Below are 16,869 nucleotides of genomic sequence, written 5' to 3'. Positions count from 1 at the left end.
TCGATGTCGCCGTCGACCGTGAGCGGGGAGGCACCTCCCTGGACGCCGTGACGGTCACGCTTGTAGTAGATGCCCCACAGCTCGTCCGTGATCAGCTTTCCGTCGTCGGTATGCAGCGGGGCGTCCGTGTCGAGGTGGATCACCGGAGGTGCGCCGCCGTCCGCCAGGTCGAACATCAGCGGATCGACCGTGATCTCACCCTCCTGCAGGTTCCAGTACGTCCACATCGGCTGGTCGCGCGCGACGTCACCCGACGGCGTGTGAATGTCGATCGTCATCGGCAGGCCGAGCATGCCCCAGAAGTGCTTGGCCCACGGGCCGGGCGCGATCACGACCTGCTCGCCGACGGCGATCCGGCCCTGGTCGGTCTCGACGGCCGTGACGGTGTCGTCGTCGCCGACCTCGAAGCCGGTCACCTCGACGTACGAGTGGATCTGGACGCCCTCCCCGAGGCACTTGTCGCGGAGGCCCATCACGGACTCGACATTGAAGGCGAAGCCACCCTGGTGCTCGTGAAGGCAGATCGTCACACCCTTCGCCCGCCAATCTGGAAACAGCTCCTTCATGTGGGCGTCGACCTCGGCCTCACCGACGTACAGGCTCGAGTTGTAGCCGATGCGCTGATGCCGCTCGAAGACTGCGCTGAGATCGCTCTCCTGCACCTGCGGGCCGAGCGCGATGTAGCCGACGCTGTTGTAGTGATACGCGACGGGATCGGACTCCCACACCTCGACGCAGGCCTGCATGAGCTCGCTCATCGCGGGCTGGAAGTAGTTGTTGCGGACGACGCCGCACGCAATGCCGGTGGCGCCGGCACCCGGGGTCGCCTTCTCGAGCACGACGATGTCTGCGCCGGAGCCGATGCCGCGCTGTCGGAGCTCGACAGCTAGGTGGTAGGCCGTCGACAGGCCGTGCATGCCGGCGCCGACGACGACGAAGCGGGACGAAGCAGGTATCATGTGAATTGCCTCCCGGGCAATGGCATATCAAAAGGACTATCGAGGAGCGTAGCATGGCTCGCACCGGTCAACCAGCCGTCCGTCACGTCGCCGCCGTCGAGCGTGCGTTCGTGGTGCTCGACGCGCTGTCGGACGGCGGTGAGCTCGGCACGAACGAGATCGCGCGGCGTACCGGAATCAACGCCAGCACCGTCTCGCGCCTCCTCGCGACGCTCGCCTCGGCCCGGTTCGTCGAGCACGTCCCGGAGAGCGGCCGCTACCGCCTCTCGCTGCGGCTGATCGAGCTCGGCAACGCCGTGCTCGGGCGTCTCGATCTGCGCTCGCTCGCCCGGCCGCACCTGCAGGCACTCGTGCGCGGGACGGGAGAGACGGCAACGCTGTCGGCCCCGGGGGAGCACGACGCGATCACGGTCGACTTCGCGCACAGTTCCTCGGCCGTGCAGAGCGTCGCGCAACTCGGACGTCCGAGCATCGGACACGCTACTGCCGCGGGAAAGGTACTGCTCGCGTTCGGAGACGTCGAGCTTCCTTCCGACCCCTTCGCTGTGTTCACGCCCCGGACGATCGTCACGCGCTCCGAACTCGAGGAAGAGCTCGAGAGGATTCGTAGGAACGGATACGCCACGGCCCGCGAGGAGCGCGAGGAAGGGCTCGCTGCTATCGCCGCACCGGTTTTCGACAGTCGCGGCGATCTCGCCGGCATCCTCGGCGTTCAGGGTCCGGCATCACGGTTCGACGCCGAGGCAATGCGAGCTGCGTCCGGCTCACTGGTCGCACACGCGACCGCCCTCTCCCACGAGCTCGGCCGCCCGAGCGCGTAACGGGTTGCACTCCGTGCCCTCGACCGGTGCGCGGCCGTCGTCACACCTCAGCCCGGGAGCCAGACGAGGCATGTCGCCCTGTCCCTGATCTTCTTCGCCAGCTTCGCGTACGTGCGCCGTCTGAGGAGCTCGCGGTCAGGCCCGACGACGAGAAGGCCCGGCGCGCGTTCGGCGACGAGCTCGAGGAGGGCGTCGACCGGGCGTGGGCTGCAGAGCCGGAGTCGCTCCACTTTGACGGCCAACGAGTGCGCGAGGTCGGCGGGTGCGCGGAGAGCGTCCTCGACGCCAGGACGCTCGACGTACTCGTACTTCATGGCGAGCGAGATCGGTCCGAGCGGGATCTCGGCGACATTGACGACGATCAGCTTCTGTCCCGACTCGACGGCCGCATCGACCGCGAGCGTCGTTGCCTCTGCGTCGAACGGCACGTCGAAGGTGACGAGGATGACCGGGCGGCTGCCCGAGATGCGCGGGATAGCCGCGGACGTCCGGGTGCGCTTCGTGCCGAGCACGCGCTACTCCGGCCGAAGCTTCCAGCTCTTCGCGCTGTCACGCATGTGCGCGGTGGCTCGCCTCCGGAGCTGAGGGATCACGAGTAGACCCCAGGCCATCACGAGCACGAAGAGGAGGAATGCGAACTGGAGACCCTCGATGACCGCCAGGGGAATCAGTACGGCCGCGAGCAGCAAGGGTGGCCCGAGAGCGATCAGCCGGTAGCGGTGGATACCGCGGATGAGATAGTCGTAGTCCGCCGACGGGATCTGTTTCGTGTCCCACGTCTTCCCGCACGAATCGCACGTCCAGCGATCGCCGTATGCGACGTCGGTGACGGCGTTGCAGTCGCAGGTGATCGTGATCATCGGCGTGCGCATTTCGCGATCGTAGCGAGAGCGGGTTCGCGACCGACCTGATCCGCGGGGACTTGGAATCGTCCGAGTGCCGTGTTAGGTTCGACCATGAGCGCTCAGCCCTTGTCCGTATGACCGACAAATACCAACGGAGGTCGACCGTGGCGACAGCAGTAGTCCAGGAACAGCAGCTTCTCAAGACGCTTCGTTGGTACGACGGCTTTGTGATTGCGCTCGCGAACCCGGGGTTCCTGCTCGGCTCGCTCGGTTACACCGTCGGTGACCTCGGAGGTTGGGGCGCGGCGCTCCTCTGGGGTATCTCCGCCGTTGTCGCGGTGTTCATCAACACGATCTACTCCGAGCTTGCGACGATGTTCCCCGACAAGTCGGGTGGCATTGCGCTCTACGCTCACGAGGCGTGGCGCAAGTACACGACGCTGATCGGCCCGATCGCGACCTTCGGATACTGGATCGGCTGGTCGGTCGTGCTCTCCGTGTTCGGTCTCTTCATCGGCTCGATCATCCAGGGCGCGTGGTTCGCCGGCGAGCCGGGTGGGAGCTACCTCGCAGGTGACGGCTACTTCTCGATGTTCGGCCTGACCGAGGTCGGACTGCCCGCGCTGATCGCGATCGGGCTCATTCTCGCGGTGTGGCTCTTCAACGTCTACGGCGCACGCGTCGGTGTCACGTTCGGCTACGCGGCGGGCGTCCTCCTGATGATTCCGCTCTTCGTGATGATGATCCTGCCGTTCCTGAACGGCAGCTTCGACAGCGACAACCTGACGAACAAGCTCGGCGATCCGGGACAGGCGTGGGGTGGCCTTCAGCTCGCATTGGTGTGGTTGTGGCTGATGTCGTGGTCGGCGTGGGGAGTCGACGTCTGTGCGACGTTCGCGCCCGAGTACAAGGACACGGTGCGCGACACGAAGCTCGCGCTCCGCTCGGCGGCGCTGTTCTCGCTCGTGGTCTACATCATGCTCCCGATCGCCTTCGTGGGCGGTGCCGGGCCGGAGCTCGTCGCCAACTTCGATTACGTGGGAGGGATGCTGAGCATCCTCGGCACCGACTCGGAGCTCGTCAAGGATGTACTTGTCGTCTGCCTCGTCGCGAGCTTCGTGATCAGTATGAACACGGCGACCGCCGACGGGGGACGTGCGCTATTCGGCATCTCGCGGGACGGGATGACGGTCAAGCAACTAGGGACGCTGAATCGCTTCCATGTCCCCGGGAACGGGATGACCGTCGACATGGTGATCAACATCCTGTTCGTCCTCCTCGTCGGCAACATCTTCGGCATCCTCGCGGCGTCGAACCTCGGATACGTGCTCGCGCACATGTTCGCGCTCTCCGGCTTCGTGCTCCTTCGCAGGGACCGGCCGAACTGGCCGCGCCCGATCAAACTGGGTGCGATCTGGACTCCGATCGCGGGCATTCTCGCGGTCTGGTGCCTGATCCTCACGATCGTCGGGTTCGGCTGGTTCCAGACGGCTGCCGGTGGCTACGGCGGCACAAAGGAGAAAGTGATCGGCCTCAGTGTGCTCGCGATCAGCCTGCTGCTCTTCTTCTTCCGTCGCCTCGTGCAGGACAAGGAGAAGATCCACTGGCGCGAGGACACCCCGTTGATGCCGGAGACCACCCCGGTTTCGACGGGCGGCCCCGCCGCCTGACGGCGGCTTCCCCGCATCCGGCTGGCGGGGCCTTGCGACGCAAGGCCCCGCCAGCCGTCACAATCAGGGCATGAGTACTGACGCCCCTCCTCCCCGGGAATTCGATGTCACGCTACCCGACGGGTTCGGGCGGGGTGAACCCGGGGGACTCGGCGAATCGGCCTTCGACGACATCCCTGGCCACGCGCCGATCGACATCGGCGATCTCGAGGGCGACCCGGCGATAGCGTTCCGCCGCACTCTCGGGATGTTCGCAACCGGAGTCACCGTGCTCACGACGCGCGCGGGGGATCATGTCCACGGGATGACCGCCAACGCGTTCATGTCGGTGTCGCTCCGGCCCCCGCTCGTGCTGATCTCGCTCGATCGCAGCACCCGATTATGCGGCATGCTGCACGAGGGGAGCCGGTTTGGCGTCAGTGTCCTCGCGCAGACGCAGTTGGAGCTCTCGGGCACCTACGCGCGCTCTGCGAGGGACGGCGTCCAGCCGGAGTTCGTCGTCGTTTCGGAGACGGCGCTCGTTCAGGGCGCGCTGGCACATCTCGTCGCACGCGTGGTGCGGACGTACTGGGGTGGCGACCACTCGCTCTTCCTCGGCCAGGTCGAGTACGCACGCTATGCCGAAGGTGAGCCGCTGCTCTTCCACGGTGGCCGGTACGAGCGCCTGCTCGGCGATCCGGAGCTCTTCTCGCGGCTCCCTCCCGAACTGCTCGACCAGATCCTGCTGAGGGGTCACGAGGTGCGGTACGCCGCGGGCGACACGATCATGGAGCGTGGCGAGATGTCCGACACGATGATGCTCGTGAAGGAGGGCACCGTGAGCGTCGAGCGGCCCGGGCGCGCCCTGCAGCTCGGGGTCGGCGCGCTGGTCGGTGAGATCGAGGTCCTCAACCCCGGCTTCGGTCGGACGGCGACGATCACGGCTGAGACGGATGTGACGTGCGTCGCCGTCACGCGTGCCGCACTGCTCGAAGGCTTTGCCGCCGATCCGGCAGCCGCCGTCGCCCTGCTCGGGATCCTCGCGAGCCGCTTCCGGGAGAGGTGAGAACACAGCGCGCCGAAGCTGCTGATGTCCGGGGGCGGCTGTAGGGGCTATGCGTAGCCTCGCGGTAGCGAGGCGTAGCGTCGCCCGCGCCACTCCCCGACGAGTCGTCGTAGCGGCACCGTCGGTTGTCGCTTGCATCTCCGCCCCCGGAACAGGAGAATCGCTGTACCCGAATAGACTCAGAGGAGGCCCCCGCGATGCCGCGCGACCCAAAGCACGACATTCTCTTCGAGCCGATCAAGATCGGACCGAAGGTGATGAAGAACCGTTTCTACCAGGTACCTCACTGCAACGGCTTCGGCTCCGAGAAACCGTTCAGCCAGGCGTATTTCCGGGCGCTGAAGGCCGAGGGCGGGTTCGCCGGTGTCTCAACCGAGTACTGCTCGATCTCTCCCGAGTCGGACGACACGCATCGCATGTCGGCGCGGATCTGGGACGACGGGGACATCAAGAACCTGTCGCTGATGTGCGACATGCTCCACGAGCACGACGCGCTCGCCGCCTGCGAGCTCTGGTACGGCGGCCCACACGCCCCGAACATGGAATCGCGCTGCGTTGCGCGCGGCCCGTCGCAGATCCCGAGCGACTTCGAGTTCCTCACCTACGCGATCGAGGCCGACAAGGACGACATCCGTCACCTCCAGAACCTCTACGTCGCCGCCGCGAAGCGGGCGCGGACCGCCGGGTTCGACATCGTCTACGTCTACGGCTCCCACTCGTACCTGCCGCAGCAGTTCCTGACGCCGTACTACAACCATCGCACCGACGAGTACGGCGGCTCCTTCGAGAATCGTGCCCGCTTCTGGCGGGAGACGATCGAGATGGTCAAGGAGGCCGTGGGCGACGACTGCGCGATCTGCGTTCGCATGTCGACCGACATGTTCATGGGCGAGGCTGGGACGCAGCTCAAGCGCGACTGCCTCCCGTTCGTCGAGCTCTGCGACGACCTCGTGGACGTGTGGGACATCAACCTTTCCGGCATCGCCGAGTGGGGCGAGGACGCGACGCCGTCGCGGTTCTACCCACAGGGCCGGGCACTTCCGTGGCAGGCCGCCGTGAAGGCGATCTCCAAGAAGCCCGTACTCGGCGTCGGTCGCTGGACGAACCCCGATCTGATGGCCGAGGCGATCAACGACGGGAAGCTCGACATCATCGCGACCTGTCGCCCGTCCACCTCTGATCCCTTCCTGCCGAAGAAGATCGACGAGGGCCGGCTCGACGACATTCGTGAGTGCATCGGCTGCAACGTCTGCATCTCCCGCTGGGAGATCGGCGGCCCGCCGCTCATCTGCACGCAGAACGCCACCGCCGGCGAGGAGTACCGACGCGGCTGGCATCCGGAGCGCTTCACGAAGGCGAAGAACGCGGACAACGACGTGCTCGTCGTCGGCGCCGGCCCGGCCGGGATGGAGTGCGCGATGATCCTCGGCAAGCGCGGCATGCGCCGTGTGCATCTCGTCGAGGCCGAGGACGACATGGGCGGCACGATGCGGTGGATCCCGCAGCTTCCCGGCCTCGGTGAATGGGCCCGGATCGTCAACTACCGCAAGATCCAGATCGACAAGCTCAAGAACGTCGAGTTCATCCCGAACACCAAGCTGTCTGCAAAGGACGTCGCCGAATACGGTGCCGAGATCGTCATCGTCGCCACCGGCTCCTACTGGTCGACGGACGGCCTCAACGGCGCCTCGCACGCGACCATCGAGGGTGCAGATGCGAGCCTTGCCTGGCAGGCGACTCCCGACCAGATCATGGGCGAAGGCAAGGAGCTCGCAGGTGATAGCGTTGTCGTTTTCGACAACGACGGCTATTACACCGGCGTCTCGATGGCGGAGAAGCTCGCACTCGAGGGCAAGAAGGTCACTCTGATGACGCCGCTCGGAACCATCGCGCCGTACATGCACTTTACGCTCGAGGCGCCGAATCAGCACCGCACACTGCACAGGCTCGGCGTCGAGATCGTGCCCTACCACCTGCCGTCGCGGGTCGAGGAAGGCGTTGTCGTCGCGACCCACGTGTACGACGAGGAAGGGCATGAGAAGTCGTTCGCGGCCGACGGCGTCGTCTGGGTGGCACAGCGCCGCTCGAACGAGGCGTTGTTCCGCGAGCTCAAGGACTCGATCGGCCTCGACCAGCTCAAGGCAGAAGGCGTCGACTCGCTCTACCGGATCGGTGACTGCGAGGCTCCCCGACTCACTGCCGACGCAGTCTTCTCGGGTCATCGACTCGCACGTGAGATCGACTCGGACGACCCTGCGTTTCCCCTTCCGTTCAAGCGCGAGCGGCGGATGGTGGACGACGCGTCGGTTGCGTTCGAGAAGGCCGAGTACGCGGCGCTCTACGCGGAGGCATCGCTGTCGTAATGAAGACTGTCGTGTGTATCAAGCAGGTGTTGCAGCTCGGGGACGAGGTCGAGTTCACCGATGACGGGCTCGACGTCGACCCGGACTACCTCGACCCTGCGTTGAACGAATGGGATAGCTTCGCCACCGAGGAGGCGCTCCAGCTACGGGAGCGCCTCGGTGGCGAGGTCGTCCTCGTCACGTGCGGGTCGAAGGCCTCCGAAGCGGCGTTGAGGCGCTGCCTCGCGATGGGTGCCGACAGGGCGATCCGGATCGAAGGGGTCGATCGTGACCCCTTCTCGGTCGCGCGCGCCCTCGCCGAGGTCGTTTCGGCCGAGAATGCCGACCTCGTGCTCTGCGGGGTGCAGTCGAGCGACGCCGTGCAGGCGGCCACCGGAACGGCACTCGCCGAGTTGCTCGACCTGCCGCGCGCGGCGGTCGTCACCAAGGTCGAGTACGACGCCGGTGCGCGAACGGCCGTCGTCGACCGCGAGCTCGAAGGCGGTCTCGTCGATCGTGTCGAGATCGACACCCCCGCCGTCCTGACGATCCAGACGGGCATCAACGAGCCCCGTTATGCCAATCTCCGCGCGATCAAGCAAGCGGAGCAGGTCGAGATCGACGTACGCAACGCAGCCGGAGGCGGTGTGCCCGCATACCGTGTTCGAAAGATGTTCGTCCCCGACCGAGGTGAGGGAGCAGAGATGATCGGCGGCAGTCCCGCGGAGATCGCGGCTCGGATCGCGTCGATCGTGAAGGAGCGGCTCGCATGAGCGTCCTCGTCGTTGCAGAGCATCTCCGCGGTCAAATCCGTGACGTCACTCGTGAGCTGATCACCGCTGCGCGCGAGCTCGGTCAGGTGACGGTCGCCGCGATCGGACAGGATCCGGGCTCGCTCGTCGATGCCGTCAACATCGACGGTGTGGCGGAGATCGTGACCGTGACGATCGGTGCAGGCGAGTTCGAGAACGACGCCTATCAGGCGGCCGTCGAGGCGCTGATCGCCGACCGGAAACCCCGCGTGACCCTGCTCGGCTTCACGGTCAACAGCATGGGCTACGGCCCGGCGGCTGCCGTGAAGCTCGGTCTCGGCTTTGCGAGCGACGTCCACGGTGTGGCACTCGAGGGTGACGCGGTGATCGCAACCCGGTCGTTCTACGGCTCGAAGGTCAGCGCCGAGCTCGACTTCCCGGGCGTAGACGGCGTCATGCTGCTTCTGCGCCCGACCGTTTGGGCTCCTGCAGAAGGTCGGGGCAGTGCGTCGGTCTCATCCCTCGAGGTGACAGCTCCAGCGTCTCGCGCACGACACCGCGAACTCGTCGAGGCGAGTACGTCCTCTGACGTCGACATCACGCAGGCGGACTTCCTGCTCTCGATCGGCCGCGGTATCGGTGACAAGGAAAACGTGGAGATGTTCAAGGAACTTGCCGCGAAGATGGGAGCGACACTCTCGGTCTCTCGCCCCCTGGTCGACGCGGGTTGGATGCCCTCCTCACGACAGGTCGGCCAGTCGGGCAAGACGGTGAAACCGTCGGTCTACCTCGCCTTCGGGATCTCCGGCGCGGTTCAGCATCTCGCGGGAATGAAGGCGTCGGGGACTATCATCGCGGTCAACACCGACCCCGAGGCCGCGATCTTCAACGTCGCGCAGTACGGCGCCAAGGCCGACCTGTTCGACGTCGCGGAAGAGCTCGAGAAGCTGTACTAGTGCGCCGTGTGACAACGCTCCACCGCCCCTGTGGGTTTCCGGCGAACCCGTTCGGGACGAGGGGATAACGGATGGAGACGCGCGAGACGTTTGCCGGCCTGTCCACCTGGCAGATCGCGCTCTGGTACACGCTGATCGTCATCTCGACGTCGATCTTCGCGTGGGGCGCTGGCCGGCTCGTGATCAAGTACATGCGAGGCCGGGGCAGCTTCCCGGTGGACAGGCCGCTGCACCGTGCGGGCCGGACCGCCTGGATCGTGTTCACGCACGCCTGGATCAAGCGCCGCGACGGTGTTGCCGGGCTGGCACACGCGATGATCTTCTACGGCTTCGTCGTGCTCTTCATCGGCACGGGAATCCTCGCGTTCCAGGACGACTTCGCGGAACCGATCCTTGGCTGGGATTTCTGGCAGGGGACGTTCTATCTCGTCTACTCGCTGTTCCTCGACGTCTTCGGCGCCTTCCTCATCATCGGCCTCGTGATCCTGGGTGTGAAACGTGCCCGCAAGCCGAAGCGACTCGACTACACCCGTGTCGACGGTGTCACGAGCCGTTACGCCCGTTGGCACTACGAGGTCGGCGACTGGGCATTCGTCGGCTCCCTGCTGTTCCTGGGAGTGACAGGGTTCTTCCTCGAGGCGCTGCGGATCGCCGAGACCGATCCATCGTTCGAGAAGTGGTCGCCTGTCGGCTGGGTCGTCGGCCAGGGGCTGATCGCAATCGGGGTCGACGGCGAGACCGCCTCGGCTGCGCACTTTCGCAGCTGGTGGGTGCATGGCGTCGCAGCGCTGACGTTCGTCGCGGCGATCCCGTTCACCAAGGCGGTGCACATGATGGCCGCCCCCGCGAGCGTTGCCACCCGGAACGACCGGGCGGGCAAGGAGTTGGTGGGCCTGCCGCCGAACGCGAGGCCCGAGGAGGTCGGCTATGGCGTCGTCACGGACATGACGCCTGCGCATCTGCTGCAACTGGATGCGTGCACGAAGTGCGGAAAATGCCACGAGGCATGCCCGGCGACAGCATCCGGGTATCCGCTTTCTCCGCGCGACCTCGTGCTCGACCTCCGCGAGCAGTCGGAGGGGGCGCTAGGGATCCGCGGCTGGCTCACGGTGCCGCCGCTCTTCCACTCTGACGAGAACCTGCTCGGGAATCCGATCAAGCCGGAGACGGTGTGGTCGTGCATGCAATGCATGGCGTGTGTCGAGATCTGCCCCGTCGGGATCGAGCACGTCCCGATCATCAACAACCTTCGCCGTCGACTCGTGGACAAGGGTGAGATGGACTCGCTGCTCCAGACCACGCTCGAGACGATCTACGAGTCCGGCAACTCGTTCGGTGAGCCGAAGCGCAAGCGCGGCCGCTGGGCGAAGGAGCTCGACTTCGAGGTCAAGGATGCGCGCAAGGAACCGGTCGACGTCCTCTGGTTCGTCGGGGATTTCGCATCACTCGACCCGCGCAACATCCGTGTTACGCAGGCGCTCGCGCGCATCCTTCACCACGCGGGAGTCGACTTCGGGATTCTCTACGAGGGAGAGCGCAACGCAGGTAACGACGTGCGGCGGGCCGGCGAAGAGGGCCTCTTCACCGATCTCGCCGAGAGCAACATCGAGGCGATCTCGGCCTGCGAGTTCAATCGAATCCTCACCTCGGATCCACACTCGTTCAACACCCTGAAGAACGAATACCCGGCGCTCGGTGGCAGCTGGGACGTCGTTCATCATTCGCAGTTCCTGCTCGAATTGTTCCAGTCGGGCGTTCTGACTGCCGGAAAGCGCCTCGGCCGAAGGGTCACCTACCACGATCCCTGCACCCTCGGGCGCTATAACGGTGTCTATGACGAGCCGCGTGCTCTGATCGCCGCGACGGGTTGCGAGCTCGTCGAGATGCAGCGTGTCCGCGACAACTCGTTCTGCTGCGGTGCGGGTGGCGGGAGGATCTGGATGTCGGAGCTCAAGGCTCCGGACGCGCCGCGGCCCTCCGAGTCGCGTATGCACGAGGCAACCGCGCTCGATCGGGTCTCGACGTTCGTCGTCTGTTGTCCGAAGGACGTAACGATGTACGAGGACGCCGTCAAGACGTCGGGGCACGAGGGCGAGATCGAAGTCCGCGAGCTCACGGAGCTCGTGCTCGAGTCGCTCGACCTCGAGCCCGTTGCGCTCGCCGCCGCGGCGGACTGAAGCGCAGCGGCAGGCTACGAGCGCCCTACGCCTGGAGCCTTGCCTCGAGCGTCCGGGCAAGGGTAGCGTGCACCGCAGGGTATTCGTCCACGAAGCCACGGAAGTCCCACGCGCTCATCGCGCTGCAGCGTACATCGGTGTCCGCGACCACCGTCGCCATGCGAGGAGCGTCGAGAAGGAGCCCGATTTCGCCGAAGTAGTCCCCCACCGACAGCGTGGAGCGAGGCTCGCCCTCGAGAGTGACCGTCGCCGTGCCATCGAGGATCACGAAGAAGGCAAGCAGCCGGGCGCCCGTCGTTCCCTCGCGGACGACGACGTCACCGGCCGCGAAATGCGTCTCCCTCATGCGGCTGCCAAGTGCCTCCAGGTCGCCGCGCGTCAGCCCATCAAAGAGCGAGACCTGTCCAAGGAGATCGGCGTTGTCGACCATCTCTACTGTGTCCGGCGCAGAAGTCGAGCGGACCAAGAACGCAGGTCAGCTGAGAACGAAGAGCTCTCTGAACGGAGTTCGGGAGATCCGCCAGACGGCGCTCGAGCCTGCTGCGAACGACGCAATGTCACCTGCTGCGAGCTCGAGCACCGGCCCGTCCGTCACTGCGATCACGACGACGCCCTCGAGGACGTGGATCGTTTCGTTCTGTTCGAAGTCGTAGGCGAACGGCGCCGGAAGGTCACCGATTACGCGCCACAGACCTGCTTCGTAGGGCCGCTCGCCGTCATCGGAGCGGAGAGAGTGCACCTCGCCGACGGTCTCGCCGGCGAGCTCCATCGGCTCCCAGCCGTCCGCGTCGACGTGCGTTTTCCAGGGGCCGGTCATGCCAGAACAGTACCCGTCACAGCGCCGTCGATCCCTTTGTACTCTAGAGCTTGACCGCGGACGAAGAACTCTTGACTGCGACGAAGAGAGGTGCCCGAGTGAGCATTGAGACCACGTTCTACCCGCGCCTACAGGCGATGACCGACCAGTGGATGGACCTGTTCGGGTACTGGGCGCCCGCTGTCGTCTCGGACACACTCGAGGAGTACCGCGCGTGCCGCGAGGCGGCGGCTCTGATGGACTTCACCATGTTGCGCAAGGTCGACATCACCGGTCCCGGGGCGCTCGCGTTCGTCAACGGCATCGTCACGCGCGACGTCTCGAAGCTCGGCGTCGGCCAGATCGGCTACGGCGCACTGTGCGACGAGAACGGGAAAATGATCGACGACTGCACCGTGATGGTGCGCTCGGCCGATGACATCCGGTTTTGCGGCGCAAATGACCGTGACTACCACCTGTTCCACGAGCTGGCGCCGGAGGGCATCGCGGTGACCGAGATAACCGATGCGACGCCGCATCTGTGCCTCCAGGGTCCTCTCAGCCGGGAGATGCTGCAGTCGTTGACCGCCTCGGATCTCTCGAACGCAGCGTTTCCGTACTACACGTTCCGCGAAGACGTCGAGATCGCCGGTGTGCCGGTCTTCATGACGCGGCTCGGCTACACGGCGGAGCTCGGTTACGAGCTCTGGGTCGACCGCGAGCACGCCCTCGAACTGTGGGACGCGCTGCTCCGCGAACTGACTCCACTCGGAATGAAGGTGATCGGGATGGACGCACTCGACCTATTCCGGATCGAGGGTGGCTTCATCATCGGCGGGGTCGAGTACGACCCGACGGTGTCGCCGTACGAATGCGCGCTCGGCTGGTCCGTCGACCTCGAGAAGGGAGATTTCCAGGGGCGTGAGGGGATCGTCCGCGATCGTGATGCGACGACGCTCCGGCTCGGAAGCGTCATGCTCGATTCCGGTGGAGCCGCCGCGAGCGGCGCGCCACTTTTCGTCGACGGTGTCGAGGTTGGCCTCGTCACCCAGGCGGTCGAGTCACCTTTCCTCGGTGGTCAGACGCTCGGGCTTGCGAAGATCCCGCTGGCTCTGAAGGTACCCGGGACGAAGGTCGTCGCGCGCGTCGACGGCGAGGACGTTCCCGGCGAGGTCGTCGAGCATCCGGTCTACGAGAAGCAGCGCCGAAAGGCCAAGGAGCTCGCTTGAGCTACCGCATCTACTGGCGGCGAAACGACGGCGTCAGCGGTCATGTCTGGCTGAGCGTCGGTGACATGGAGGCACTTACGGGCGAGATGACCTTGCAGGGCATGCCCTGGCCGGGCAGCAGGCTGCCCGAGCCCGGTTCAGATGCACTCCTCACTGCCGACGAGGTGGAAGAGACGATCGCGGTTGCGCGGGAGACTCCGCTCGGGATCTCCGACGGCCAGCTGTGGATCGACTGGCTCGTGTTCCTCGAGGGCGCAACCCAGAATGGCGGGCTGCTGATTCGCGCTTGACGGGTGGGCGGGCCTGCTGGACTCAGCAGTGAGATAGTTCCGATATCCGTTCACGTCAAAGGAGGCCCCAATGGGATCGACAGAGATCATTCGCACGGCATTCGACAGTCCACAGCGCGAACTCGGTTGCGAGTTCATGGACTGGGAGGGCTGGTACTGGCCGAGCACGTTCGGCGATTCTGTCGCCGAGCATCACGCGGTTCGTAACGACGTCGGCGTCTGGGACGCCTCACCGCTGCGCAAGTGGGGCTTCAGCGGCGCCGATGCACTCGCCGCAGCCGACCGCATCTTCACGAACGACATGCTCGGTCTCGTGGCCGGACAGGTGCGCTACGCGCCCTTCTGCGACGAGAACGGGAAGATGGTCGGCGACGGGACGGTATTCAGGGTAGACGACGCCTTCTGCATCGTCGTGACGGCGCTCGACACCGACCTCGATCACTTCAGAAAGGTGGTCGCGGGCCTCGACGTCGAGATCACGCCCTACACTGTCGAGACGCCGCAGGTGGGCATCAATGGCCCTCGCTCTCCGGAGCTCCTGCAGTCGATCTGCGAGGCCGATGTCTCCTCGCTCCGGTACTTTCGCTTCTGGCCCGAGAAGGTCGAGGTTGGCGGCGTACCGTGCTGGGTGTCGCGCACCGGCTACTCGGGCGAGCTCGGCTTCGAGCTCTTCTGCGAACCGGGTGGCGCGGAGCAGCTCTGGGCAGCCGTCGTCGGCGCCGGGGCTCGCCCCTACGGGCTCGCGGCGGTCGAGACGATCCGGATCGAGTCGGGGCTGATCTTCATCGGATACGACTACTTCCCGGGTGAGACGAGCCCCTACGACATGTCGCTCGACAAGATGATCCGGTTCGATGGGCCCGACTTCTGCGGTAAGGCCGCGCTCGAGGCCGAGTCGGCGCACCCGCCGAACCGGCTCGTGACGCTCGTGCTCGACGGCGACGACGTGCCCGAGTACGGCGCCGCGGTGACGAAGGACGGTGCTCCGGTCGGCACTCTCACGAGCCCGTGCGAGAGCCCGACGCTCGGCAAGGTGATCGGGATGGCCGTCCTCGAGACCGGCTGCGCCACGGTCGGTGAGCGGGTCGAGGTGGCCGTCGGCGACGGAACGGCCGCAGCGACGGTGGAGACGCTGCCGGTCTACGATCCCGAGAAGGCCCGCCCGCGCGCGTAGGTCGCGGGGCGCGTTACCCGACCGCGATCCCGAGCAGCACGAGGCCGGCGATCACGAACCCGACGCCCACCCACTCGGTGGGGGTCGGTCGCTCGTGGAAGAACATCACACCGGCAATCACCGGAATCACGGCGTACGGCGCCGACGCGGCGGCGACGATCGCCGTGTCGGAGTGCTCCGTGCCCAGGTTGAAGGAGATGTACCCGGCCGTGTCGAGCAGTGCGAGCGCGACGACCGCCCAGAGGACGCGTGGTGAGCGGTCGGGAAAACGCCAGCCACCGCCCTTGATCAGCGAGGCGAAGACGAAGACCGTGGAAAAGAGCCGGGCGAGAAAGACGGGGGCGAGCCAGCCGAGGTCGTCCGCTTTCACCGACACCCCCAGGACGAAGGCGCCGATCAGAACCATCGCGGCGAGCGCGAACAGGAGCCCGTGCGCGTCGACTCGTTCGACCCGGAAGATGTGTCGTAGCCCTGACGAGGCGAGCACGATGCCGAAGACGGAGACCACGACGGCGCACGCCGCCGCCACTCCGAGCCGCTCGTCGAGGAGGATGATCGCGAGGAGGAGCGTCACCATCGCGTACCCGGACACGATCGGGCTGAGGACGGAGATCGGCCCGATCGCGAGCGCCCGGTAGAAGCACGCATACCCGGTCCACCCGATCGCGCCGACGAGCACGAAAAAGCCGACGTCGGCAGCGCTCACGCCCTCCAGTGACCCCGTCCCGAGGACGAGGAGCGCGAGGAGGAAGGTCGCGACGACGTGAAAGCCCAGCACGACACGATGCGAGCCGATCCGCCGGCCCGCAATCGCGGCAACATAGTCGGCTGACCCCCAGGTGACGGCCGCGCCGAGGCCGAAGAGAACTCCCATCCGACCGGGTTCGGCTCTAGTCGATGTCCGGCAGGCCGGCGAGCCACGGCGTTCGGTAGCCGCTCTCGTCCCACAGCACGGGGAAGAACGACTCGTCGAGGGAGAGGTCGCCGAACCGCTTGTATCGCGAATAGATCAGGTCGACGTTGTGCTCGTGAAAGCGCACCTCGACCGGAAGCATGTGCGTCACGAGTGCCATCCGTGCGACGGAGGCGCTCGTATTCGGAGATGAGCCGTGCCACGTGAGCCCGTGGTGGAAGGAGCCGCCCCCTGCCTTCACGACGACCGGCACGACCTCGAACTCCGCACCTTCCGGCGCCGCGTTACGCGCCGGCGCAAGCCAGTCCTCGGGTGCGTGGAACTGCGACCGTTCGGGCGGCGTCCGGGGCCACTGGTGCGAGCCACGGACGAACTCGAGTGGGCCCGCGCCGGCGGTCGTATCGTGGAGGGAGATCCAGCATGTCAGCATTTCCGCGGGCACGAGGTAGTCCGCGTACGACGAATCCTGGTGGAAGCCGATCGCCTTCGTCCCGGGAGGCTTCCAGAGGACGTTGTCCTGCAGGATCCGCGTGCCGCGGTAGCCTCCGAGCTGCGCCCCGAGGCGCCCGGTGCGAGCGTTCAGCACCTGCGCGGCAATGACGGAGTCTGCGCGCCAGCCATTGCAAATCTGGCGCGTTCGGTCCTCCGGGTCGCGTCCCGGAACCCAGTTCACCTCATCGGGCTTGATTCCGGTCTCGTACCTACCGTCGAAGAGCCCCTCGTAGCGTCCGCGCAGAAGCTCGAGGGCGCGCTCCGAGACGAGACCTTCCTCGACGATCAGGAAGCCGTCGCGGTTGAAGTCCTCGATCTGCCGGTGCGTGAACGATTCGATGAGTGTCATCATGGTTCTCGGGCTCTGACCACCAAGGGCAGGATCCGGTCGTGCGGGATCCTGCCCTT

17 protein-coding genes are annotated in these 16,869 nt (G+C 66.0%); 10 read left to right on the top strand and 7 right to left on the bottom strand.

All coding sequences use genetic code 11. The features are described 5' to 3' along the window. Positions 1-959 (bottom strand): FAD-dependent oxidoreductase (locus ABIR74_RS09755; RefSeq protein ID WP_348177523.1); only part of this gene is annotated, 959 nt, incomplete at its 3' end. 53 nt (positions 960-1,012) lie between these two features. Here ABIR74_RS09755 and ABIR74_RS09750 point away from each other — a divergent pair. Then, complete coding sequence (locus ABIR74_RS09750; protein WP_348177521.1) at positions 1,013-1,780, top strand: IclR family transcriptional regulator; 768 nt, start codon at positions 1,013-1,015, stop codon at positions 1,778-1,780. A gap of 47 nt (positions 1,781-1,827) precedes the next feature. Here ABIR74_RS09750 and ABIR74_RS09745 read toward each other — a convergent pair whose 3' ends face one another. Together ABIR74_RS09745 and ABIR74_RS09740 are read right to left on the bottom strand one after the other, a co-directional pair. Then, the gene (locus ABIR74_RS09745; protein WP_348177519.1) at positions 1,828-2,292 is read right to left on the bottom strand and encodes a universal stress protein; all 465 of its coding nucleotides are present in this window, start codon (positions 2,290-2,292) and stop codon (positions 1,828-1,830) included. Positions 2,293-2,295: 3 nt separating this feature from the next. Continuing rightward, positions 2,296-2,652: a hypothetical protein gene (locus ABIR74_RS09740; RefSeq protein WP_348177517.1), complete on the bottom strand. Its 357-nt coding sequence runs from the start codon at positions 2,650-2,652 to the stop codon at positions 2,296-2,298. A gap of 137 nt (positions 2,653-2,789) precedes the next feature. Between ABIR74_RS09740 and ABIR74_RS09735 the strand changes: the two genes are divergently transcribed. The 6 genes from ABIR74_RS09735 to ABIR74_RS09710 all read left to right on the top strand — a co-directional run bounded on the left by ABIR74_RS09735 (position 2,790) and on the right by ABIR74_RS09710 (position 11,567). Continuing rightward, positions 2,790-4,295: an APC family permease gene (locus ABIR74_RS09735; RefSeq protein WP_348177515.1), complete on the top strand. Its 1,506-nt coding sequence runs from the start codon at positions 2,790-2,792 to the stop codon at positions 4,293-4,295. Positions 4,296-4,365: 70 nt separating this feature from the next. Beyond that, positions 4,366-5,340 carry a flavin reductase gene (locus tag ABIR74_RS09730; RefSeq protein ID WP_348177513.1) on the top strand — a complete coding sequence of 325 codons (975 nt, stop codon included), beginning with the start codon at positions 4,366-4,368 and terminating at the stop codon, positions 5,338-5,340. Positions 5,341-5,537: 197 nt separating this feature from the next. Beyond that, positions 5,538-7,703 (top strand): FAD-dependent oxidoreductase, encoded by a 2,166-nt coding sequence (locus ABIR74_RS09725; RefSeq protein WP_348177511.1) that lies wholly within the window; start codon positions 5,538-5,540, stop codon positions 7,701-7,703. Then, positions 7,703-8,455, top strand: a complete 753-nt coding sequence (locus ABIR74_RS09720; RefSeq protein WP_348177509.1) for an electron transfer flavoprotein subunit beta/FixA family protein — start codon at positions 7,703-7,705, stop codon at positions 8,453-8,455. The genes ABIR74_RS09725 and ABIR74_RS09720 overlap by 1 nt, the downstream gene beginning before the upstream one ends. Next, entirely contained in the window at positions 8,452-9,390 is a 939-nt protein-coding gene (locus ABIR74_RS09715) for an electron transfer flavoprotein subunit alpha/FixB family protein (protein WP_348177507.1), read from the top strand. The genes ABIR74_RS09720 and ABIR74_RS09715 overlap by 4 nt, the downstream gene beginning before the upstream one ends. A 71-nt stretch (positions 9,391-9,461) precedes the next feature. Beyond that, positions 9,462-11,567 (top strand): (Fe-S)-binding protein, encoded by a 2,106-nt coding sequence (locus ABIR74_RS09710; RefSeq protein ID WP_348177505.1) that lies wholly within the window; start codon positions 9,462-9,464, stop codon positions 11,565-11,567. A gap of 25 nt (positions 11,568-11,592) precedes the next feature. Here the strand turns inward: ABIR74_RS09710 and ABIR74_RS09705 are convergent, their stop codons facing one another. After that, positions 11,593-11,997 carry a cyclic nucleotide-binding domain-containing protein gene (locus tag ABIR74_RS09705; protein ID WP_348177504.1) on the bottom strand — a complete coding sequence of 135 codons (405 nt, stop codon included), beginning with the start codon at positions 11,995-11,997 and terminating at the stop codon, positions 11,593-11,595. 45 nt (positions 11,998-12,042) lie between these two features. Further along, positions 12,043-12,384, bottom strand: a complete 342-nt coding sequence (locus tag ABIR74_RS09700; RefSeq protein WP_348177503.1) for a cupin domain-containing protein — start codon at positions 12,382-12,384, stop codon at positions 12,043-12,045. Between the two features lie 98 nt (positions 12,385-12,482). Between ABIR74_RS09700 and ABIR74_RS09695 the strand changes: the two genes are divergently transcribed. From ABIR74_RS09695 to ABIR74_RS09685, 3 genes are all read left to right on the top strand, one after another. Beyond that, on the top strand, positions 12,483-13,592 hold the full coding sequence (locus tag ABIR74_RS09695) for an aminomethyltransferase family protein (RefSeq protein ID WP_348177502.1): 1,110 nt from the start codon (positions 12,483-12,485) through the stop codon (positions 13,590-13,592). Next, the gene (locus ABIR74_RS09690; protein WP_348177500.1) at positions 13,589-13,882 is read left to right on the top strand and encodes a hypothetical protein; all 294 of its coding nucleotides are present in this window, start codon (positions 13,589-13,591) and stop codon (positions 13,880-13,882) included. Before ABIR74_RS09695 ends, ABIR74_RS09690 begins: the two co-directional genes overlap by 4 nt. Positions 13,883-13,952: 70 nt before the next feature. Beyond that, positions 13,953-15,056 (top strand): aminomethyltransferase family protein, encoded by a 1,104-nt coding sequence (locus ABIR74_RS09685; RefSeq protein ID WP_348177498.1) that lies wholly within the window; start codon positions 13,953-13,955, stop codon positions 15,054-15,056. 13 nt (positions 15,057-15,069) lie between these two features. On the opposite strand, the gene ABIR74_RS09680 is transcribed toward ABIR74_RS09685, so the two are convergent. After that, the gene (locus ABIR74_RS09680) at positions 15,070-15,930 is read right to left on the bottom strand and encodes a DMT family transporter (protein ID WP_348177496.1); all 861 of its coding nucleotides are present in this window, start codon (positions 15,928-15,930) and stop codon (positions 15,070-15,072) included. 16 nt (positions 15,931-15,946) lie between these two features. Next, positions 15,947-16,810 (bottom strand): phytanoyl-CoA dioxygenase family protein, encoded by an 864-nt coding sequence (locus tag ABIR74_RS09675; RefSeq protein WP_348177494.1) that lies wholly within the window; start codon positions 16,808-16,810, stop codon positions 15,947-15,949. Between the last annotated feature and the right edge of the window lie 59 nt (positions 16,811-16,869).

The sequence above is a fragment of the Gaiella sp. genome (genome assembly GCF_039915195.1).
Taxonomy (GTDB): domain Bacteria; phylum Actinomycetota; class Thermoleophilia; order Gaiellales; family Gaiellaceae; genus Gaiella.
Note: the sequence above shows the minus strand (reverse complement) of the source record. Positions and strands in the feature narration are given on the sequence as shown.

Bases quoted from the DNA above. Each gene is read 5' to 3' on its own strand.
- ABIR74_RS09700 (WP_348177503.1), bottom strand. From the start codon at position 12,384: ATGACCGGCCCCTGGAAAACGCACGTCGACGCGGACGGCTGGGAGCCG.
- ABIR74_RS09720 (WP_348177509.1), top strand. From the start codon at position 7,703: ATGAAGACTGTCGTGTGTATCAAGCAGGTGTTGCAGCTCGGGGACGAG.
- ABIR74_RS09725 (WP_348177511.1), top strand. From the start codon at position 5,538: ATGCCGCGCGACCCAAAGCACGACATTCTCTTCGAGCCGATCAAGATC.
- ABIR74_RS09750 (WP_348177521.1), top strand. From the start codon at position 1,013: ATGGCTCGCACCGGTCAACCAGCCGTCCGTCACGTCGCCGCCGTCGAG.
- ABIR74_RS09675 (WP_348177494.1), bottom strand. From the start codon at position 16,810: ATGACACTCATCGAATCGTTCACGCACCGGCAGATCGAGGACTTCAAC.
- ABIR74_RS09685 (WP_348177498.1), top strand. From the start codon at position 13,953: ATGGGATCGACAGAGATCATTCGCACGGCATTCGACAGTCCACAGCGC.
- ABIR74_RS09705 (WP_348177504.1), bottom strand. From the start codon at position 11,997: ATGGTCGACAACGCCGATCTCCTTGGACAGGTCTCGCTCTTTGATGGG.
- ABIR74_RS09715 (WP_348177507.1), top strand. From the start codon at position 8,452: ATGAGCGTCCTCGTCGTTGCAGAGCATCTCCGCGGTCAAATCCGTGAC.
- ABIR74_RS09710 (WP_348177505.1), top strand. From the start codon at position 9,462: ATGGAGACGCGCGAGACGTTTGCCGGCCTGTCCACCTGGCAGATCGCG.
- ABIR74_RS09740 (WP_348177517.1), bottom strand. From the start codon at position 2,652: ATGCGCACGCCGATGATCACGATCACCTGCGACTGCAACGCCGTCACC.
- ABIR74_RS09680 (WP_348177496.1), bottom strand. From the start codon at position 15,930: ATGGGAGTTCTCTTCGGCCTCGGCGCGGCCGTCACCTGGGGGTCAGCC.
- ABIR74_RS09730 (WP_348177513.1), top strand. From the start codon at position 4,366: ATGAGTACTGACGCCCCTCCTCCCCGGGAATTCGATGTCACGCTACCC.